The organism is Flavobacterium collinsii, assembly GCF_946903285.1.
Lineage (GTDB): Bacteria > Bacteroidota > Bacteroidia > Flavobacteriales > Flavobacteriaceae > Flavobacterium > Flavobacterium collinsii.
This window is the reverse complement of the sequence record NZ_OX336425.1, coordinates 1459755-1481377: the sequence shown is the minus strand read 5'-3', so window position 1 is coordinate 1481377 and position 21623 is coordinate 1459755. Positions and strand designations below refer to the sequence as shown.

The following is a 21623-nucleotide window of genomic DNA, read 5'->3' as shown; positions in this document are numbered from 1 at the left end:
GTTTATTTTTTAAATTTTACTTATCAGTTTTCTTTTAAAAATTAGCATTTACACCAAATATAAAAGTACGGGCTCTTGGATACACATTGTTATCAATTCCGTTGAATTTCTCAGGATCTAAACCATCGTATTTCGTAAGTACAAAAACATTCTGTACTCCTGCTGAAAACCTCATAGAAACAGATTTCAACAAGGCTTTATCCAAAGTATACCCTAACGTTACATTGTCTAATTTTATAAAAGAGGCATCTTTTACAAAATAATTTGATAAATAATTATTATTTGTTGTGAATCCGGTCTTATTATAATCAGAGCTAATATTCCCCAGATCAGACTGTCTTCTCAATCCTGCTAATAAATATCCTTTGTCAGAACTTACGTTATCATAAATATAATTTCCTAAACTGGCTCTCCAGTTCATTGCAAAATCAAACTTTTTGTAATTTAAAGTTGAAAAAAGACCGAAAGTGTAATCTGCTGACGGTTTATGGTATTTGTAACGGTCTCCGTCATCAATTTTTCCGTCTCCGTTTCTATCCGCATAAGCTCCTTCAATTGGTCTTTTGTTAGCGTCGTACAATTGCTCATAGACAAAGAATGAATTTGGAGCATATCCTACTGAATTTATCAAAATTTTATTTCCGGAACCTCCTGCGATATTATCTCCTACAATATATCCGGTGAAACCAGGTACTGTACTTCCTAAATCTGTAATTTTCTGACGAAGATAAGTAGCATTAAAAGCAACATTCCAGGTTAAATTATCATTTTTCACAACATCCGACTGAATACTAAACTCAACCCCTTTTGTTTCAAAACTTCCAATATTATTAAATCCCTGATTTCTTAAATTTGCTCCGTCAGGAACTAAAACATCAGCTAGCAAATCGCTTGATTTCTTATCAAAATAGTTTACCGAACCTGTAATTCTGTCATTCAAAAATCCAAAATCAACACCAATGTTTGTTTCGGCCAATTCCTCCCATTTGATACCTGTATTATATCCTTCCGGTCTTGCTGTTGGATAAACCGTATTTCCGAAAATGTATTGAGAATTAATAGTTCCTAAAGTTACTCTTGGTAAAAAGTCGTAAGCAGATGTAATGTCTTGCTGCCCGGTAGTACCGTATCCTACTCTTAATTTTAGACTTGAAAGTGTACTATTTTCTTTTAAGAATGATTCTTCCGCAATATTCCATGCAAAAGCTGCTCCTCCAAAATTACCCCATCTGTTCTCTTTAGAGAAACGAGAAGTTCCGTCTCTTCTATAATTTAAAGTCAATAAATAACGGCTGTCATAGTTTAAAGTTAAACGTCCAAAATAGGATTGCAGATTAACATCCGGATCTGTAGCAACATCCTCTCTTGGTGTTGGCTGTCTAACTTCGCCTGACTCATACTTTTCTTTTTGGAATAACTGGTAGTTATATCCTGCAGTAGCATCAATTTTAAACTTCCCTAAAGTTTTAGTATAGTTTAAATACGTGTTTAAATTTTTGTTTTGAAGATCATCTGTATAGGAGTTGTAATTCCCTAAATTTATCCAGTTCCCACTGCTAAAAGCATTTGGCTGGTAACCCAGAATACTTTGTGTACTTTGTTGATTATACCCATTACTGCCAAATTTATCAATACCGGCTTCAGCAATAATTCTTAAGTCTTCAAAGAAATGAAATTTATAATCTACACTAATATTTCCCCATTTTCTGGTAGAAGTAGCTCTTTTATCCTCCTGATTTAATCTGGCTACAGGATTTCTGGCCGGCAATAAAGGTACGTTACCATTTGCCTCCAACCATTCGAAATAACCTCCATAACGAGAACCTTCCTGATAAACAGATTGTGTAGGATCAAAAGCTAATGCACTTCCAATTACTCCACCTTCATCCTGAAAATGATTTTTAGCAAATGCAATATTTCCGCTAATATCAATTTTTAAGTGATTGTCAAACAATACCGGATTTAACGATATCGATGTCGTAGTTCTTTCAAAAGAAGTGTTTCTTAGGATTCCAGGATTATCAACATTTCCAACAGATAAACGTACCGGAAGTTTATCGAACAAAGCGCCGCTTACCGAGATATTATTATTCGTTGTTAAAGCCGTATGAAAAATTTCATCCTGCCAGTTTGTATTTGCTTTTCCTAATGTCGCTTTTTGTTGCGGTGTTCCCTTTGCATTTACTACAGCACGGAATTGATCTGCACTTAAAACATCAACTGTATTAGCCACTGTATTAATCCCAACCTGAGAGCTAAAATTAACTTTCACTCCACCTTTTGTTCCTTTTTTGGTAGTAATAACAATTACACCATTTGCTGCACGTGAACCATAGATAGCGGCTGCCGATGCGTCTTTAAGCACGGTAAAAGACTCAATATCATTAGGATCGATGGTAGACAATATACTTGTCGCACCACTTGGCACTGCATTGCTTAACGGAAGTCCGTCTAAGATAATTAACGGATCATTAGAGGCACTTAAAGAAGATCCTCCACGAATTCTGATATCAGCTTTAGCTCCCGGAGCACCACCTCCAACAACATTCACACCAGCAATACGTCCACCGATTAAACTTTCGGGAGTCACGTTAATTCCTTTATTAAATTCTTTGGCAGAAATTTGAGATACAGAACCTGTAGCATCCTTCTTCTTAACCGTACCATAACCTACTTGTACCACAACTTCTTTAAGCTGATTCGTATCTTCTTCCAGAGAAACGTTTAGTATTTTTTGACCATTATAAGTTACAGTTGACGTTTTATATCCAATAAATGAAACCAAAATTTTGTCCCCATTTTTTACGTTAGATAACTGAAATTTACCGTCAAAATCTGTTGATGTTCCGCCCGGAGCACCCTGTACATTTACATTTACTCCCGGGATTGGTTGTCCCGTTGCCAGGTCGGCAACTGTTCCGGTTAAAGTGCTTTGAGCTAACACAGTAAACGGCAACAAGAGGAATAAAAATAACAACTTTTTGTAAATTGTTTTCATACTTTTTGTTTAAATTAGTTTGAGTTTTTGATTGTTAGTTAAGTTTTTAATTTTACTTCGAATTTCAAAATTAGGAATTAATTAACATGACCAACCAGTTGGCTTTTTTATTGGTTTACGAAAACGTGGTAGTGTTGAAAACTTTCTTTTTTTTGTAATCTTTTAAGTCAAAAATTGTCGATTTTAGAAATAAAAGATACCTTTATTAACAATTAGATTTTTTTCAAATAACAACTATGAAACGTAAAATAACCCTAAAGCAGATCGCAAAGGAACTTGACGTCTCTATTTCAACGGTCTCAAAATCACTGAGAGACAGTCAGGAAATAGGAGAAGAAACGCGCGCAAAAGTGCAGGCATTTGCAAAGTTTTACAACTACAAGCCCAACAATATTGCCCTTAGTTTAAAAAATCGAAAAACCAAAAGTATTGGCATTATCATTCCGGAAATTGTACATCATTTTTTCTCTACCGTGATCAACGGAATCGAACAGGTAGCCAACGAAAATGGTTATAGTGTCGTGATCTGTTTGTCTGATGATTCATTTGATAAAGAGGTACTAAATATGGAAATGTTAGCCAACGGAAGTATCGATGGTTTTATCATGTCACTCTCTAAAGAAACACAATACAAAGGTGATTTCCACCACATTACCGAAGTCATCAATCAGGGGATGCCAGTAGTCATGTTCGATCGCGTCACCAACGACATCTTGTGCGACAAAGTAATTATTGATGATAAAGCTGCTGCCTATGAAGCTGTTCAAAGTTTGATAGACAATGGTCGAAAAAAAATCGCTTTGGTCACTACGGTAGATTATGTAAGTGTGGGAAAACTCAGAACCGACGGTTACGAAAAAGCGCTCCTCGACAATGGATTGCCTTTTAATGAGGATTTAATCATCAAAATCGAAGATGTAGACACTTGCGAAATCACCATCAGCCAGCTTTTACACGACCGTGCGTTTGATGCCGTTTTTGCTGTGAATGAGCTTTTTGCCGTAACCATTATCAAAACAGCGAACAAAATGGGATTAAAAGTTCCAGAAGATCTGGCCGTAATTGCCTTTACTGACGGAATTATTTCCAAATACTCCACTCCAAGCATTACAACCGTAAGCCAGAGTGGTGAAAAAATGGGTAACAAAGCCGCTAAAATGCTGATCGAAAGACTCGAAGCCGAACACGATGATGACGAAGAAGAAAACGAAAATTACACCACAGAAGTCATCGAAACACATCTTATAAAACGAGAATCTACTGACTAAAAACCTAAAAATCAACATTTTCTAAAGTCTTAAATAACATTTATGACTTTTTTGTTAGCGTATTTAAAAAAATAATTAATACTTTTACGCCTGCTCAAAGCTTTTACTTTTACTTCGAAATAATAAGTAAGTTTTGATAAGCAAAGCGCTTATCGTCTAATTAATTCTTTAATTACGATAATGGAAAAGCGTAAATTAAGTTTCTGGGAAATTTGGAACATGAGTTTCGGTTTCTTGGGAATACAGTTTGGTTTTGCACTGCAAAATGCAAATACTTCAAGAATTTTTGAAACTCTGGGTGCCAAAATTGACGAAATTCCAATTTTATGGATTGCGGCTCCGGTTTCAGGATTAATTATCCAACCCGTAATTGGTTATTTTAGCGATAGAACCTGGACTCGTTTAGGCCGACGCCGCCCCTATTTTTTAATTGGAGCCATCTTGTCTTCTATTGCATTATTCATCATGCCCAACTCTCCAACTTTATGGATAGCTGCAGGTACTTTATGGATCATGGATGCCTCGATTAATGTTTCGATGGAACCTTTTCGCGCTTTTGTTGGCGACAATTTACCCGAAAAACAACGCACTTTAGGTTTTGCCATGCAAAGTTTCTTTATCGGAACCGGTGCGGTTGTAGGTTCTGTTTTGCCTTATCTTTTTACCAATGTTTTTGGCGTAAGCAATACTGCCGCGGAAGGAATTATCCCGGACTCTGTTAAATGGTCCTTTTATATTGGCGGAATTGTTTTCCTGCTTTCTGTTTTATGGACTGTTTTTAAAACTACAGAATATACACCCGAAGAGCTTCATGCTTTTGAAGTTCAAAGCAAAAAAGACAAGGAAGATCTCATTCTCAATCCCGAAACAGAATCTGAAGGCAACATCAAAAGACAATTATTTTTAGGAGTATTATTGACCGTAATTGGAGCATTGGTTTCCTTTTTAATTTTCGAAAACAGTCTGGCGAAGGAACTTTACATTCTTTTTATCGGTTTGGTTTTCATGGGGGTATTATTCATGATCGCTTCCCAACTACGAACTTCTAAAGTTCACAATGGTTTTACGATAATCATGACCGATTTATTGAACATGCCAGCCACTATGAAAAAACTGGCCTGGGTTCAGTTCTTCTCCTGGTTTGCCTTATTCTCTATGTGGATTTATACTACACAAGCAGTTACACAGCATATTTTTGGCACAACAGACACTACTTCTAAAGTATACAATGATGCCGCCGACTGGGTTTCGGTTTTGTTTACCGTTTACAACGGAGTAGCTGCAGCAGTTGCTTTTTTATTGCCGGTTATTGCAAAAAAAGTAGGCGTTAGAGCAACACATTTATTGGCTTTATGTGCCGGAGGTGTTGGTTTAATCTCTATCTATTTTATTGGCGACAAACAAATGCTGATCCTTCCAATGTTAGGCGTTGGTATTGCGTGGGCAAGTATACTTTCAATGCCGTATGCCATGTTATCCGGAGCATTGCCTGCAGCAAAAATGGGGTATTACATGGGAGTTTTCAACTTCTTTGTTGTGATACCGCAAATTGTGGCCGCTACTATCTTAGGATTTGTCATCAAACAATTCTTTCACAACGAACCCATATACGCCTTAATCATCGGAGGAGTATCTATGATATTTGCCGGATTACTTACCCTTAGAGTAAATAGCAGAACTAAAATTGAAATTCATGAATAATAAAAAAGCATTCATCTTCGATCTTGATGGAGTGATCGTTGATACCGCTAAATACCACTTTTTAGCCTGGCAGAAAATTGCAAAGGCCTTAAACATAAATTTTACACACGAACACAACGAATTACTAAAAGGTGTAAGCCGCGTTCGTTCATTAGACATAATTCTCGAATTAGGAAATGTTCAGGCTTCACAGGAAGACAAAGACAAATGGCTCATTCAGAAAAACGAAGATTACTTGTCTTATTTGGTTGACATGAATGAAAGTGAAATTCTTCCCGGAGTTTTTAAAATTCTGCAACTCTTAAAAGAAAAAAATCAGGGAATTGCATTGGGTTCTGCCAGTAAAAATGCACGCCCGATTCTGGAGAAAACCGGAATACTTTCGTACTTCGATGTTATTGTTGACGGAAACGACGTTACCAATGCCAAACCGGACCCTGAAGTTTTCCTAAAAGCGGCTCAATTGTTACAGATTAGCCCTGAAAATTCCTTTGTTTTTGAAGATTCAGTTGCTGGAGTTCAGGCCGCCAATATTGGAAAAATGACCAGTATCGGAATCGGTTCAAAAACAATTCTGCACGAGGCACAGTATATCTTTGAGGATTTTACCTCAATGGATATTCAATTCATCAAATCATTAATCGCAAAATAAATCAATCAATCACAAAAATGAATCAAGATTACATTAAACCAGACAATTGGTCCATCATCGAAGAAGGCTTTGACGCTGAGAGAGTAAAATCATCAGAAAGTCTTTTTAGCATCGGAAACGGTGCTATGGGGCAACGTGCCAATTTTGAAGAAACCTATTCAGGTGAAACTTTTCAAGGAAGTTACATCGCCGGAATTTATTATCCGGACAAAACAAAAGTAGGCTGGTGGAAAAATGGATACCCTAAATATTTTGCCAAAGTACTAAACGCTCCAAACTGGATTGGAATTGACATTCAGATCAACGAAGAAAACCTAGACCTGCACCAATGTACTGCTGTGAAAAATTTCCGCAGAGAATTGAATATGAAAGAAGGTTGGTACAATCGTTCTTTTGAAGCAACATTAAAAAACGGAACCGAAATTGCCGTAAACATTCGTCGTTTTCTCTCTTTAGATCTGGATGAAACCGGAATTATCAAATACGAAATCACTCCTTTGAACAAGGATGCCAAAATTGTTTACAAACCTTATATTGATGCAGGAGTTACCAATGAAGATGCCAACTGGGACGAAAAATTCTGGGAGCCTCTTGAAGTTAAAAAAGCAGCAAATGAAGCTTTTGTAACGGCTCAGACTTTTAAAACGCATTTTAAAGTAACCACTTTTATGCACAATACGATTTTTGCAAACGGAGAGAATGTAAACATTTCGCCTTCAACAATCGATTCAACTGCAGATAAAATTCAGTTTACTTACGGTACCATTATCGCAAAAGGGCAAACCTCATCGATCCAAAAAATTGGTGGATATACGGTTTCTTTAAATCATGAGAATACTTTAACTGCAGCCGAAAAATGTATTAAAACTGCCGTTGCTCTTGGTTATGACACTTTACTTCAGAATCAAATCGAGGCCTGGAGTAAAATCTGGGAAATGTCAGATATTACCATTGATGGAGACGTAAAAGCGCAACAGGGAATTCGCTTTAACATCTTCCAGTTAAATCAAACCTATTTAGGAAAAGACAGTCGTTTGAATATCGGACCTAAAGGTTTCACCGGAGAAAAATATGGCGGATCTACCTATTGGGATACTGAGGCTTATTGTATTCCGTTTTACATGGCAACTAAAGATCAGCAGGTAGCCCGTAATTTACTGACTTACCGTTTCAATCAACTGGATAAGGCAATCGAAAACGCCAAAGACAATTTAGGTTTCAAAAACGGTGCTGCTTTGTATCCAATGGTAACCATGAATGGCGAAGAATGCCACAACGAATGGGAAATCACTCACGAAGAAATCCACAGAAATGGAGCGATTGCTTTTGCTATTTACAACTACCATCGTTTCACCGGAGACTACTCTTATATTCCTGAAAAAGGTTTAGAAGTACTTATCGGAATTGCACGTTTCTGGCACCAGAGAGCTTCTTTCTCTAAAGAAAAAAATCAATACGTTATTCTGGGCGTTACAGGTCCAAATGAATACGAAAACAATATCAACAATAATTTCTATACCAATTATATTGCAAAATGGTGTATTGATTATGCGGAAGAACAAATTAAAAAAGTAGCTGCTGAATACCCATCAGACCACAAGCGAATCATCGAAAAAGTAACGCTTTCGGCAGCTGAAATTGCGGAATGGAAAAAAGTAGCCAATAATATGTATTTCCCAACTTCTGACGAATTGGGCATTTACCTGCAGCAGGACGGTTTCTTAGACAAAGATTTAGTTCCGGTAAAAGACTTAGACCGCTCGCAGCGTCCTATCAATCAAAAATGGTCATGGGATCGTGTTTTACGTTCGCCTTACATCAAACAAGCCGACGTTTTACAATGTTTCTATTTCTTTGAAGATCATTTTTCTAAAGAAGAATTAAAACGTAATTTTGAGTTTTACGAATCTTTTACGGTTCATGAAAGTTCATTGTCGCCATGTGTACACTCTATTCAGGCGGCTGTTTTAGACAAAATGGATATGGCTTATACTTTCTATTTAAGAACCTCCCGTTTGGATCTTGATGACTATAACAAAGAAGTTGAAGAAGGCTGTCACATTACCTCAATGGCCGGAACATGGATGAGTATTGTAGAAGGTTTTGGCGGAATGCGTGTGAAAAACGATCAGCTTCATTTTTCTCCAAAAATCCCAAAAGAATGGAAAGGTTATTCTTTTAAAATTAATTTCAGAAATCAAATTTTAAAAGTGACTGTAAATCATAACGAAACAACTTTTACGGTAGACGGCGATCAGGATCTAACCATTGTAGTGAACGGAAATCCTGTAACCGCAGACAAATTGTTGCAAATAAATTAATACAACACACTTAAAACCCAAAAACATGAAAAACTTATTTTTCGCAAGTTTAATCCTGTTTGCTTTTGGCTCGATTGCAAAGGCACAACAATTAAAATCACCCGAAGGAAAGTTCGTAATGGAATTTTCGCTTCAAAACGACGGAACTCCAACTTACAATTTAAAATACAAAAATAAAGAGGTTGTAAAAACCAGTAAATTAGGTCTTGAACTTAAAGACGATAAAAAATCTTTATTAAATGATTTTACAGTTGTCGATACCAAAACAAGCACTTTTGACGAAAACTGGAAACCGGTTTGGGGAGAAGTAGATCAAATCAGAAACCATTACAATGAACTGGCTGTAACTTTAAATCAAAAAGGAACGGATCGTCAAATTGTAATTCGTTTCCGTTTGTTTGATGACGGATTAGGATTCCGATATGAATTCCCAACACAAAAAAATCTTACCTATTTTGTAATCAAAGAAGAAAGAACCCAATTTGCAATGGCGGGTGACCACACTGCATTCTGGATTCCGGGAGATTACGACACTCAGGAATATGATTATACCAAATCGAAATTATCTGAAATCAGAGGTCTTTCTGAAAAAGCGTATACGGCAAATGTTTCGCAAAAATCTTTCTCTCCAACAGGAGTTCAGACTTCTTTGATGTTAAAAACAAACGACGGTATCTACATCAATTTACACGAAGCAGCTTTGATCAACTATTCTTGCATGCACCTGAATTTAGATGATAAAAACATGATTTTCGAGTCATGGTTAACTCCAGATGCAAAAGGAGACAAAGGATATATGCAGGCTCCGAGCCACTCTCCATGGAGAACTATTATGGTAAGCGATGATGCGAGAGAAATCTTAGCTTCAAAAATGACTTTAAATTTAAATGATCCCTCAAAAATTGAGGATACTTCATGGATTAAGCCTGTAAAATACATTGGTGTTTGGTGGGAAATGATTACTGGAAAAAGCTCATGGTCTTATACCAACGATTTTCCAACCGTGCAATTGGGTGTTTCTGATTTCTCAAAAGCAAAACCAAACGGAACTCACGGAGCAAATAATGCTAACGTAAAAAAATACATTGATTTTGCTGCTGCAAATGGTTTCGATGCCGTTTTAGTGGAAGGATGGAACGAAGGTTGGGAAGACTGGTTCGGGCACTCTAAAGATTATGTTTTTGACTTTGTAACGCCTTACCCTGATTTTGACGTAAAAGGTTTGCAGCAATATGCAAAATCAAAAGGAGTAAAAATCATCATGCACCACGAAACTTCAGGCTCTGTTCGTAACTACGAGCGCCATATGGATAAAGCTTACCAATTCATGAAAGACAATGGATACGATGCAGTAAAAAGCGGTTATGTTGGAGACATCCTGCCTCGCGGTGAAAATCATTACGATCAGTGGATTGTAAACCACTATCAATACGCTATCGAAAAAGCAGCGGATTATAAAATTATGGTGAACGCTCATGAAGCCGTTCGTCCAACAGGAATTTGCAGAACATACCCAAACTTAATTGGAAATGAAGCGGCAAGAGGAACCGAATACCAGGCTTTTGGAGGTTCTAAACCAAATCACGTAACCGTTTTACCATTCACACGCTTAATTGGAGGTCCAATGGATTACACTCCGGGAATCTTCGAAATGGATATCAGCAAAATGAATCCTGATAACAAATCTCATGTAAACAGTACACTGGCAAACCAACTGGCATTATACGTTACCATGTACAGCCCGTTGCAAATGGCTGCTGATACTCCTGAGAACTACAACCGTTTTCCGGATGCTTTTCAATTCATCAAAGATGTTGCTGTAGACTGGTCTGAAAGTAAATACATCGAGGCTGAACCAGGCGATTTTATCACGGTTGCCCGTAAAGCAAAAGGAACAAACAACTGGTTCGTTGGAAATGTAAATGGAGAAACCCCACGTACATCAAACATCGATTTCAGCTTCCTTGAAAAAGGAAAAAAATATACAGCTACCATCTACGCTGATGCAAAAGACGCGCATTACAAAACAAACCCACAAGCTTACACCATCAAAAAAATAGCGGTGACCAATAAATCAAAATTATCTCAGTTGTCTGCTCCTGGCGGCGGTTATGCGATCAGCATTATCGAAACGAAGTAATTTTTAAAGACAAGTGATTTCCCCCAGAATTACTTGTCTTTTTTTTAAATGGACTAATAAAATATTAACAAGAATTGAGAACTTTACCGGAAAATGTAAATTGCATTAATCAAATTAATTCAAAATGAAAAACATAACCAGTTTCTTCTTAAGTCTCTTATTTATTTCTTGTCAGCAGAAAAATGAATCAATTCCTAAAGCAGATATTGCATCGGCAAAATCAGACACTTTAGATAAAATTGATATTGATACAACACTGTTTTGTGTTTATAATTTATCAAAAACAACAACAGCAATTGTAATAAATCTTAACGACCAGAATACCGGTGACGGAACTGAGTTTGATAAAGTTTTTAATGAGATAAGCTCCAAAGATTCTCTATACAATGTTGTGGAAGCCCCAAAAAGTAACAGAACTCGAAACTTTGAATATTATGATACTTTAGGAAGCTATAAACTGATAAGAAATAAAACATTAGAAGACCAGATTAAAAAAATTGCAGAAAAGAGTTACTACGTTTATGGCACAAAAGGGTTTTCAAAAATAACGATCAATAAAGTTGTTTGCGGACTCGATGAGTGTCGTACCAATATTCTCGCTTTTCCAATTGAAAATTTTGACACAACCAAAAATGGAAAACCTATTTTTTGTTCCAAACAGTTACTCAAAATTAACTATCAGAAAAGCTATTTTGATATTCAGAAAAAAGTACGTGATTATGATGAAGAGAAAAGCAAAGATTACGACTATAAAGACGATATCAAAACTAAAGTATTTGCCAATATTGGAAATGCTTATTTTACCTATAGTGATGATTTTATCTGGGGAAGAGATCCTGAAAATAGTAAATGTTCATTTCCTGCCAGAGCAATATATATTGTAGAAAAGAACAAGCCTGTAAAAAGATTCTGGATTGAAGGTTTAGATTTATTTGGAATTCCTTGTGACTAAAAGTTATATGCAATTCAGTTTTTCAGATTTTGTTTTTTCCTCCGTCTCAAATCAAAAAAATTAACAATTAAAAATCTTCATCGATTTAAACCACAAATTATGAAAAATTGCAAAACACACCTGGAAAAACATAATCTCTATAAATTAATACTATTCATTCTATTATTTTCCGCTTCTGCGAAAGCGCAAATCCAAAAAACAGAGCCGCCATTTTGGTATGCCGGAATGAAAAACCCGGAATTGCAGATTATGTTCTACGGGAAAAATATCTCACAATACGAGACTTCTGTTTCAAATAACGTGGTGATTAAAAGTGTCGAAAAAACCGAAAACCCAAATTATCTTTTTGTGACCATCGATACACAAAACCTAAAAGCTTCTGACTTGGTTTTCTCCTTCAAAATCAAAAACAAAGTCTCTTTTACTCAAAAATATACGCTTAAAGAAAGAAGAGCCAACTCGGCAGACCGAAAAAGTTACGATGCATCAGATGTAATGTACCTCATCATGCCGGATCGTTTTGCAAACGGAAATCCGAAAAACGACAGTAATACTTCTCTAACCGAAAAAGGAAACCGTCAGGATCCGAGCGGTCGTCATGGCGGAGACATCGAGGGAATCATTAAAAACCTGGATTATATCTCGTCTCTTGGTGCAACCACTATTTGGAATACGCCCCTTTGTGAGGACAACGACAAACAGCACTCGTACCATACTTATGCACAATCAGACGTGTACAAAATAGATCCGCGTTACGGAACAAATGAAGATTATGTTCGTCTGTCTACAGAAATGCATAAAAAAAACATGAAACTTGTTATGGATTATGTAACCAATCACTGGGGAATTACCCATTGGATGATGAAAGATATTCCAACCAAAACCTGGTTCAATCAATTTGAAACTTTTACACAAACGCACCACCGTCGCGAAGTAATTACTGATATTCACGCTTCAAAAATAGATCAGGAAGTTTGTATTGACGGCTGGTTTGTACCTTCAATGCCGGACTTGAATTTAAGAAATCCTCTTGTTGCCAAATACCTGACTCAAAATGCGATCTGGTGGATTGAATATGCCAATCTTGACGGATTCAGAGTTGACACTTACAATTACTCTGATCAAACTGCAATGGCCAATTGGGCAAAAGCAGTTACGAACGAATACCCTAATTTCAATATCGTTGGAGAAATATGGATGCACAATCAGGCGAATTTAGCCTATTGGCAAAAAGACAGTAAAATTGGTGCGATCGAAAATTACAATTCCAATCTGCCTAGTGTGATGGATTTTACACTTCAAAGTCAGATTAGTTCTGCTTTCAACGAAAATGAACCAAACTGGGATAATGGATTGATTAAATTCTACAACAATTTTGCAATGGATTATTTATATCCAAACACCGATAATATTTTAGTTTTTGCCGAAAATCATGACACCGACCGTATCAATCATAATTTTAAATATGATTTGGAAAAATACAAACTAACAATGACTTTATTGGCTACAATTCGTGGAATTCCACAAGTGTATTACGGTTCAGAAATTGGAATGGGCGGCGACAAAAGCAAAGGCGATGCCGACATTCGTCAGGATTTCCCAGGCGGATGGACCGGTGATAAAAACAATGCTTTCACCAAAGAAGGCAGAACGGCTGAACAAGCAAAATATTTTGACTTCACCTCAAAATTATTCAACTGGAGAAAATCAAACGAAGCTGTTCATTTCGGAAAGATGACACATTACATTCCGGAAAACAACACTTATGTTTATTTCAGATATACGGATGCTAAAACTGTAATGGTTGTTTTCAATAACAATGCAAAAGAGCAAGTTTTAAAAACAAACCGTTTTAAGGAAAACATCAAAACTTTTAAAACAGGTAAAGATGTGATCACCGGAAAAACATTCGATTTAACTTCTGAAATTACTTTGGAACCAAAATCTGCTTTGGTTTTAGAATTGGAATAAAACTTAACCGCAAAGTTCGCAAAGAACAATCGCAAAAGTTCGCAATATTTTTTTGCCACAGATTAAAAGATTATTACAGATTTAAAAAAATCATTTTTAATCTTTTAATCTGTGGCTATTTTTTTCAACATAATCCATGTCTAAAAAATTCCTAAATAATGAAAAAATCCATTTTCCTTTTTTTACCTTTAGTATCCTTAATCATGAGTTGTTCTGGCTCTAAATCAGTTACAATGAATAAAGAAAACACTTCAAAAACACCCTTCGTTTGGGAAGGAGCCAATGTTTATTTCTTACTTACCGATCGCTTTTATAACGGAGATACTTCTAATGACGTTAACTTCAACCGAACTAAGACTCCGGGAAAATTACGTGGTTTTGAAGGTGGCGATATTATTGGAATCACCAAAAAAATCGAATCCGGTTATTTTAGTCAATTAGGAATCAATGCGATCTGGCTAACTCCCGTTGTCGAGCAAATACATGGTGGAGTTGACGAAGGAACAGGGCTTAGCTATGGTTTTCATGGCTATTGGGCAAAAGACTGGACAGCGCTGGATCCAAATTTCGGAACTAAAGAGGACTTAGCCAATTTAGTCAAAAAAGCACATGCGAAAGGCATCCGAATTATTCTCGACGGCGTTATCAACCATACTGGCCCGGTAACTCCCGAAGATCCCGTTTGGCCTTCAGACTGGGTGCGAACGGGAGTGGTTTGTGATTACAAATCATTTGAAAATACAACCATGTGTACCTTAGTTGAGAACCTTCCGGATGTAAAAACAGAAAGTACACAAAATGTCGAATTACCACCTCTTTTAATCGAAAAATGGAAGAAAGAAGGTCGCTATGAAAAAGAAATCGCTTCATTAGACGAATTCTTTAAAAGAACAGGATATCCAAGAAGCCCTAAATATTACATTATAAAATGGCTCACTGATTATATTACAGTATTCGGAATTGACGGTTACAGAGGTGATACTGTAAAACATACCGAAGAAAGTGTCTGGGCCGATTTTAAAAAAGAATGTGACTATGCTTTCGAAGTCTGGAAAAAACAACATCCTCTGGAAGTTTTAGATCAAACCCCCTTTTATACGATTGCCGAAGTTTACGGGTACGGAATAAGTGGTGGGCAGGACTATGATTTTGGAGATCGAAAAGTAAATTATTTCCAAAACGGTTTCAACAGCATGATTAATTTTGAATTCAAGTGGAACGCCGCTCAAAACAATTATGAAGGTTTGTTTTCGAAATATTCCAATCATCTTACTAATGAACTGAAAGGATATTCGGTTTTAAACTATATGTCTTCACACGATGACGGTCAGCCTTTTGATGCCTATCGTGTAAAAGGTATTGAAGCGGGAACCAAACTACTCCTTTGCCCGGGAATGTCACAGGTATATTATGGTGATGAATCTGCCCGACCTTTAGTAATCGAAGGCACCCAGGGAGATGCCACTTTGCGTTCTAACATGAATTGGGACGAAATTCAAAACAACCCAGAAACTCAAAAAACACTATTGCATTGGCAAAAATTAGGTCAGTTTAGAAGAAATCATCCCGCTGTTGGTGCAGGAATCCACCATCAAATTAGCACACAACCTTATGTTTTTTCAAGAACCTTCACAAAAGATATCTATACGGATAAAGTTGTAATTAGCTTGGATTTACCCAAAGGCAAAAAAGAACTTCCTGTTGGTGATGTCTTCCCAAACGGAACAAAATTAAAAGACACCTACTCCAACCAGAAAGTTGAAGTAATTGATGGAAGAGTAAGTATTGACAGCGATTTCGACATTGTTTTATTGGAAAAAGAATAACGATTTTACCGCAGAGAAACGTAAAGATTCACAAAGTTTTTTAGCCACGAATTCACTAATTTTTATTTTCAGAGATAAGAAAAAATAATTCGTGAATTCGTGGCTATTTAATTTTTAATAAATTCCTTGCTAACCTTGCGTAAAACTTTGCGACCTTTGCGGTTAGAAAAAATACTGCAAAATGCTAAAAATAGCACACAGAGGCGCAAAAGCTTACGAACCTGAGAACACTTTAAAAGCATTTCAGAAAGCGCTAGATCTCAATGCTGACGGAATTGAACTTGATGTTCACTTAAGCGCTGATGAACATATAATTGTAATGCATGATGAAACCATTGACAAAATGACCAACGGAAAGGGCGAGATCACTCAATATACCTTAGCCGAACTAAAATCATTTCTGATTGCCGGGCAATATGAAATTCCAACTTTAAACGAAGTTTTTGATCTGGTTGACAAAAAATGTTTCATTAATGTCGAATTAAAAGGTTTAGGAACCCCAAAAAAAGTTGTCGCATTAATTGAACAATATATCTCAGAAAAAAACTGGAACTACAATCATTTTATAGTTTCAAGTTTCGATTGGAATATGCTACAGGAAACATCCTATTTAAATCCAAAAATTCCTATTGGTGTTTTAACAGAAGAAGATCTTGATACTGCTCTAGCTTTCGCCAAAACCATAAAAGCGAAAGCCATTCATCCTGATTATCACCTGCTGGATTTAGAAAATGTAAGCCAAATGCAGGAAAAAGGATTTCTCGTTTTGCCATGGACCGTTAATATGGAAGAAGACATTCAAAAAGTAAAGAATTATAATGTAGACGGAATCATTTCTGACTGTCCGGACAAAATATAAGTTTAAAATAGCCCCAAATTCACGAAGTATTTTTTCTTATCTCTGAGAATAAAAATTTGTGAATCTGTGGCAAATAAAAAAATATGACCAAAAATTTCGATATCATCATTGTTGGCGGAGGTGCTGCAGGTTTTTTCACTGCGATTAATATTGCAGAGAAAAATCCTAAACTTAAAATTGCCATTTTAGAAAGAGGAAAGGAAGTACTCTCTAAGGTTCGTGTTTCGGGCGGCGGAAGATGTAACGTAACGCATGCCTGTTTTGAACCAAATGAACTGGTTAAGTTTTACCCGCGTGGCGAAAAAGAACTTCGTGGCCCTTTTCATCAATTTTGTTCCGGAGATACAATCGAATGGTTCGAAAAACATGGCGTTGAACTTAAAATAGAAGAAGATGGCAGAATGTTTCCCGTTTCCAATTCCTCACAAACTATTATAGATTGTTTTTTAAGTGCCACCGAAAAACTAGGTATAAAAGTACTGACGGGGCAAAGCGTACAATCGATTTTTAAAAAAGAAGATTGCTGGAAAATTGATACTCAAAATGAAAATTTCGCTGCCGAAAAATTAGTAATGGCCACCGGAAGCAATCCTAAAATCTGGGAAATGCTACAAAACCACGGACATGCAGTTGTAAGCCCTGTTCCTTCCCTTTTTACTTTTAATATTAAAGATCTCCGAATAAAAGAATTACCTGGTGTTGCAGCACAAGTCACTGTTACCGTAAAAGATACCAAACTTGAATCGACCGGACCTTTGTTAATCACACATTGGGGAATGAGTGGCCCGGCCATTCTGAAACTTTCGGCCTGGGGAGCCCGTATTCTATTCGATAAAAATTATCAGTTTACTATTTTCGTTAATTGGTTAAATGATGTTGACACGGAAGATGCCGAAAAAAAACTGAAAGAACTAAAACAGGAGCATGCTAAGAAAGCCGTTTCAAAAAAATCACCTTTCGACTTTCCAAATCGTTTATGGGAAAGCCTGGTTCTGGCTTCGGGTATTGACACCGAAACCAAATGGGCGGATTTGTCTAAAAATCAATTGCAGCAGCTCGCTTCTCAACTTACAAAAGCAACATTTCAGGTCAACGGAAAAAGTACTTTTAAAGAAGAATTTGTTACAGCAGGCGGAATCGTTTTAAAAGAAATCAACTTCAAAACAATGGAAAGCAAATTGCATAAAAATCTTTTTTTTGCAGGCGAAATTGTTAATATTGATGCCATTACAGGAGGTTTCAATTTTCAAAATGCCTGGACAAGCGGGTTTATTTTGGCGAATGAAATTTAATAAAGTGAAATTCTATAGTTAATTTTTTAAAAGACTTTTTATATTTGCACCCTAAAAACAAGACAAAACTTACAAAAAAAATGCAAAAAATATTATTAGGAGCTGTACTTTTATTTACAATCTATAGTTGTGAAAATGGCTCTAACGATTCTAAAAAAATCAAAGAAGAGAAAATAACATTACAAACAAATGTTATAGATGCTGAATATTCAAAAAAAACGGATCAATTAGTATATGTATCATCAAATCCTTCCCAAGTAAATATTTTTAATTCCAGTACCGAATCATTACAAAAAATTTCGCTGGCTTATACCCCTACATGTATTTCCATTTCACAAAATGGTAATACAGCTGTAGTGGGTCATGATGGTCACATCACACATCTTAATTTAAAAAATCCATCCATAATCCAAACCTATGATATTTCTTGTTCTGCACTCGATATTGTTCTTGGAAATAATAGATGGGCGTATGTTTTTCCAGAAAAAGATCAGTGGACGTATATAAAAAGCGTAAATATGAATTTGGAATATAATTACGAAATGCCCAGAAGTATATACAATCAAATAAGCGCTGGAACTAAAGGAAGACTACATCCATCAGGTAAATATATTTATTCACAAAGTCCGCTATCAAGAGCTAAAGTTCAACGACTTACAATTAAAAAAGGAGATATTGACGATCAATACGAATCCAACTTTGAAGAAGAAAACTACACTATCCCCAGCATATGGTTTTCAGAAGACGGCAATAGGCTCTTTACTAGAGAGAGAAGTGTTTTAAAGACTTCCGAACTTAATAATTTAGATGCTGTATATAATGGTAAAATTCCTTCTGAAAGCAATTATAAAATTGATTGGCTGGATCATTCTTCTTCAAAAGGAAAATTATATGTAATCTTTTCAAATGACGATAAATGGAATCCGATAAAATCAAATAACATTTACGTTTTTAACGATTCAGATCTTAGCTATGTAAATAAATTTGATTTGGAAAAATATTTCAATCAAACGAAAAAAAACAGTGTAGAAACTTATGATGCGGTGCCATATTTTGTCTTTAGCAATTCAACTGGGAATCGTTTATTTGTAGTAACAAAAGCACTTGATTCTGATTTAGTTAATAAATGGGCAATTCAAAAAATCGATATTAACTAATAATTATTTCTTTTAATAAAAACCACTTACTATTTACATTTCCTTTTTTATAGTTATGATAAACTATAAAAGTCATGAGATAAAAAATAAATAATATGAAAAAAATTGCATTTACATTAATCACATTGTTAACACTTATCGGCTGTTCGAGTAACGATTCAAATGAACAAATTAAAGACGCAAATTACTCGGTACCGGATACCTTAAATTTTACTATTTTCAATAACAAACTTGTTCTTAATATTGAGAATCAAGGTGAAACATCTTTAAATTATACTCTCGTAAGCTCAAAAAACTACATCGAACTTTCTAAGAAAGAAGGGGTTGTAACTTCGCTAAATCATGATGGAATTATGGTCACTGTTGATAAAAAGACCTTGCCAAATGGTAAATCTTATTCAAAATTATATCTAAATATCAACAATAAAAAAGATTCAATTGTTGTAAGTGTAACCAATTTTGTAGAACAGAAAGTAGTTTTAAACTCTGATGTTGTCGATGCGGAGTTTTCTAAAGTTACTGATCAGCTTGTATATGTCTCGGCAAGTCCCTCTGCAGTAAATATTCTATCTACAAATACAGGCTTGATTGAAAGTATACCATTATTATATGCCCCTACATGTATCTCAATATCTCCTGATGGAAAAACAGCAGTTGCTGGACATGATAAACATATTTCTTACATCAATTTAACTAGCAAAACTGTTACAAAAACATATCCTATATCTTGTTACGCAAATGATATTGTGCTTGGAAATAATAAATGGGCATACGTTTTCCCTGCGAAAGGTCAATCGACCTTCATAAGATCTATAAATTTAAGCTTGGTGAATCATAATGAATATGAACATATTGGTGAAAAAATTTACGAAGGAAATAAAGCACGATTACATCCTTCAGGCAAATATATATATGGTGCAGAAAATGGGCTATCTCCAATGGATATAGAGAAATACAACATTCAAAATGGAAATGCAGAATATAGCTACGATTCTCCCTATCATGGAGATTATATCATGAACGGAAATCTATGGTTTTCTGAAGATGGGAATAGAATATTTACAAGAGGAAAAACTGTATTTAAAACTTCCGAACTTAAAAGTCAGGATATGTTATATAACGGTACAATCAATACTGAAACGAACGCATACTCTCCTATTCAATGGTTAGATCATTCATCAATAAAAAACAATCTTTATCTACTACTAGTAGCTGATAATTGGAATCAAAAGAAACCTCCATACATTTATGTATATAATGACTCAAATCTTACTTTTAAAAACAAGATACCGTTAGAGCAGTTTCTTGTATCAAAAAGTGAATCAAATAAAGTATTTTACGATGCCGAACCTTTTTTTGTATTTAGTAATTCTGCCGGAAATAATTTATTTGTAATTGTAAAAGCAACCGGAGCAGGTTTAGCCAAAGAATGGGCAATAGAAAAAATAAGTACTCCATAACCTATTATATCTAATCTGATTGATAAAAGATATTCTTCATTACAAAACAAATCACGACAATTGCCTCTTTTTCTGAAAATGAAATGGAGGCAATTGTTTTTTTGAGTATGAAAAATTTGATGCTAAAACAGCCTTTATTTCTATTGCAAAAATCAACAACAAACTCTTTTTTATTATTAAAGGACTAGCTCGGGAAAACTTTGTAAGTAAACTATAATTAACAAGAATTTACAGGTTTACTAAGTTTTCATTAAGACTATTCTAATAATTTTACTTTCAGCTAAATACCATTAAATGAAAGTAAAACTACTTACCACAATTTCTTTTTTCACTTATCAACTTTCTATTTCTCAAACCGAAAAACTTCTTAAAGGAAAAGTACAATCCGAAACAATCTTACTTAAAAATATAGAAGTAATCAATAAAACTGCGCAAACCAGTACAACAACAAATCATTTAGGAGAGTTTTTCATACTTGCAAAAGCCCAGGACAGCCTTATCTTTTTCTCTAAAAATTTTTTGTTCAAAAGAATCAAGCTTACCTCCAAAGATATAGGAAGTAACATGATCATTATCGATATGATCCCAATAACCGAAGAATTAGACAACATCGTTATCATAAACAACAAACTTCCCAAAATCACTTACAGTACAGAAGCTGCAAACCAAGTCAAAAACGACAAGCAAGCTAATGATTTAATTCAGCGCTATCTAAATATTAATGACGGAAGAATCAAAAATGCGCTTAACTACAATATAGCTCTTCCAACTAAGAAAAAGAAAAAGATTGAAAATGACGAGCGCTTTAAAAAACTGGTCGCTGCCTCCTGTCCTCCCGGATTTTTTACCAACGATTTAAAGCTAAAACCTGGAGAAAAAGAAATTTTTATTAAATTCTGCGATGTTGATCCGAAATCTAAAACGCTTTTAGAAGATCCAAATATACTAACCACAATGGATTTTTTATATACCAAAAATATCGAATTCCAGAAACTGAAAATAGAATCTAAAAACTAAAAAAACTTA

14 protein-coding genes are annotated in these 21623 nt (G+C 35.4%); 13 read left to right on the top strand and 1 reads right to left on the bottom strand.

Going from position 1 to position 21623, the window contains the following annotated elements; translation table 11 throughout:
• Positions 1-34 precede the first annotated feature (34 nt).
• A complete protein-coding gene (locus tag OGZ34_RS06600; RefSeq protein WP_263362522.1) occupies positions 35-2998 on the bottom strand; it encodes a SusC/RagA family TonB-linked outer membrane protein in 2964 nt (987 codons plus the stop codon).
• Between the two features lie 236 nt (positions 2999-3234).
• Between OGZ34_RS06600 and OGZ34_RS06595 the strand changes: the two genes are divergently transcribed.
• From OGZ34_RS06595 to OGZ34_RS06535, 13 genes are all read left to right on the top strand, one after another.
• On the top strand, positions 3235-4266 hold the full coding sequence (locus OGZ34_RS06595; RefSeq protein WP_263362521.1) for a LacI family DNA-binding transcriptional regulator: 1032 nt from the start codon (positions 3235-3237) through the stop codon (positions 4264-4266).
• A gap of 180 nt (positions 4267-4446) precedes the next feature.
• Positions 4447-5967 carry an MFS transporter gene (locus OGZ34_RS06590; protein ID WP_263362520.1) on the top strand — a complete coding sequence of 507 codons (1521 nt, stop codon included), beginning with the start codon at positions 4447-4449 and terminating at the stop codon, positions 5965-5967.
• On the top strand, positions 5960-6619 hold the full coding sequence (gene pgmB, locus OGZ34_RS06585; protein ID WP_263362519.1) for a beta-phosphoglucomutase: 660 nt from the start codon (positions 5960-5962) through the stop codon (positions 6617-6619). The genes OGZ34_RS06590 and pgmB overlap by 8 nt, the downstream gene beginning before the upstream one ends.
• Before the next feature lie 17 nt (positions 6620-6636).
• A complete protein-coding gene (locus OGZ34_RS06580) occupies positions 6637-8940 on the top strand; it encodes a glycoside hydrolase family 65 protein (protein ID WP_263362518.1) in 2304 nt (767 codons plus the stop codon).
• Between the two features lie 25 nt (positions 8941-8965).
• On the top strand, positions 8966-11080 hold the full coding sequence (locus OGZ34_RS06575) for a glycoside hydrolase family 97 protein (protein WP_263362517.1): 2115 nt from the start codon (positions 8966-8968) through the stop codon (positions 11078-11080).
• A gap of 124 nt (positions 11081-11204) precedes the next feature.
• Positions 11205-12032: a hypothetical protein gene (locus tag OGZ34_RS06570; protein WP_263362516.1), complete on the top strand. Its 828-nt coding sequence runs from the start codon at positions 11205-11207 to the stop codon at positions 12030-12032.
• Between the two features lie 99 nt (positions 12033-12131).
• Positions 12132-14003 carry a glycoside hydrolase family 13 protein gene (locus tag OGZ34_RS06565; protein WP_263362515.1) on the top strand — a complete coding sequence of 624 codons (1872 nt, stop codon included), beginning with the start codon at positions 12132-12134 and terminating at the stop codon, positions 14001-14003.
• A 158-nt stretch (positions 14004-14161) separates the two neighbouring features.
• A complete protein-coding gene (locus OGZ34_RS06560) occupies positions 14162-15829 on the top strand; it encodes an alpha-amylase family glycosyl hydrolase (RefSeq protein ID WP_263362514.1) in 1668 nt (555 codons plus the stop codon).
• Positions 15830-16010: 181 nt separating this feature from the next.
• Complete coding sequence (locus OGZ34_RS06555; protein WP_263362513.1) at positions 16011-16688, top strand: glycerophosphodiester phosphodiesterase; 678 nt, start codon at positions 16011-16013, stop codon at positions 16686-16688.
• Between the two features lie 83 nt (positions 16689-16771).
• Positions 16772-17980 (top strand): BaiN/RdsA family NAD(P)/FAD-dependent oxidoreductase, encoded by a 1209-nt coding sequence (locus OGZ34_RS06550; RefSeq protein ID WP_263362512.1) that lies wholly within the window; start codon positions 16772-16774, stop codon positions 17978-17980.
• Between the two features lie 80 nt (positions 17981-18060).
• Complete coding sequence (locus OGZ34_RS06545; protein ID WP_263362511.1) at positions 18061-19137, top strand: hypothetical protein; 1077 nt, start codon at positions 18061-18063, stop codon at positions 19135-19137.
• A 95-nt stretch (positions 19138-19232) separates the two neighbouring features.
• Complete coding sequence (locus OGZ34_RS06540; protein ID WP_263362510.1) at positions 19233-20597, top strand: YncE family protein; 1365 nt, start codon at positions 19233-19235, stop codon at positions 20595-20597.
• Between the two features lie 294 nt (positions 20598-20891).
• On the top strand, positions 20892-21614 hold the full coding sequence (locus OGZ34_RS06535; RefSeq protein ID WP_173967138.1) for a hypothetical protein: 723 nt from the start codon (positions 20892-20894) through the stop codon (positions 21612-21614).
• Positions 21615-21623: the final 9 nt, after the last annotated feature.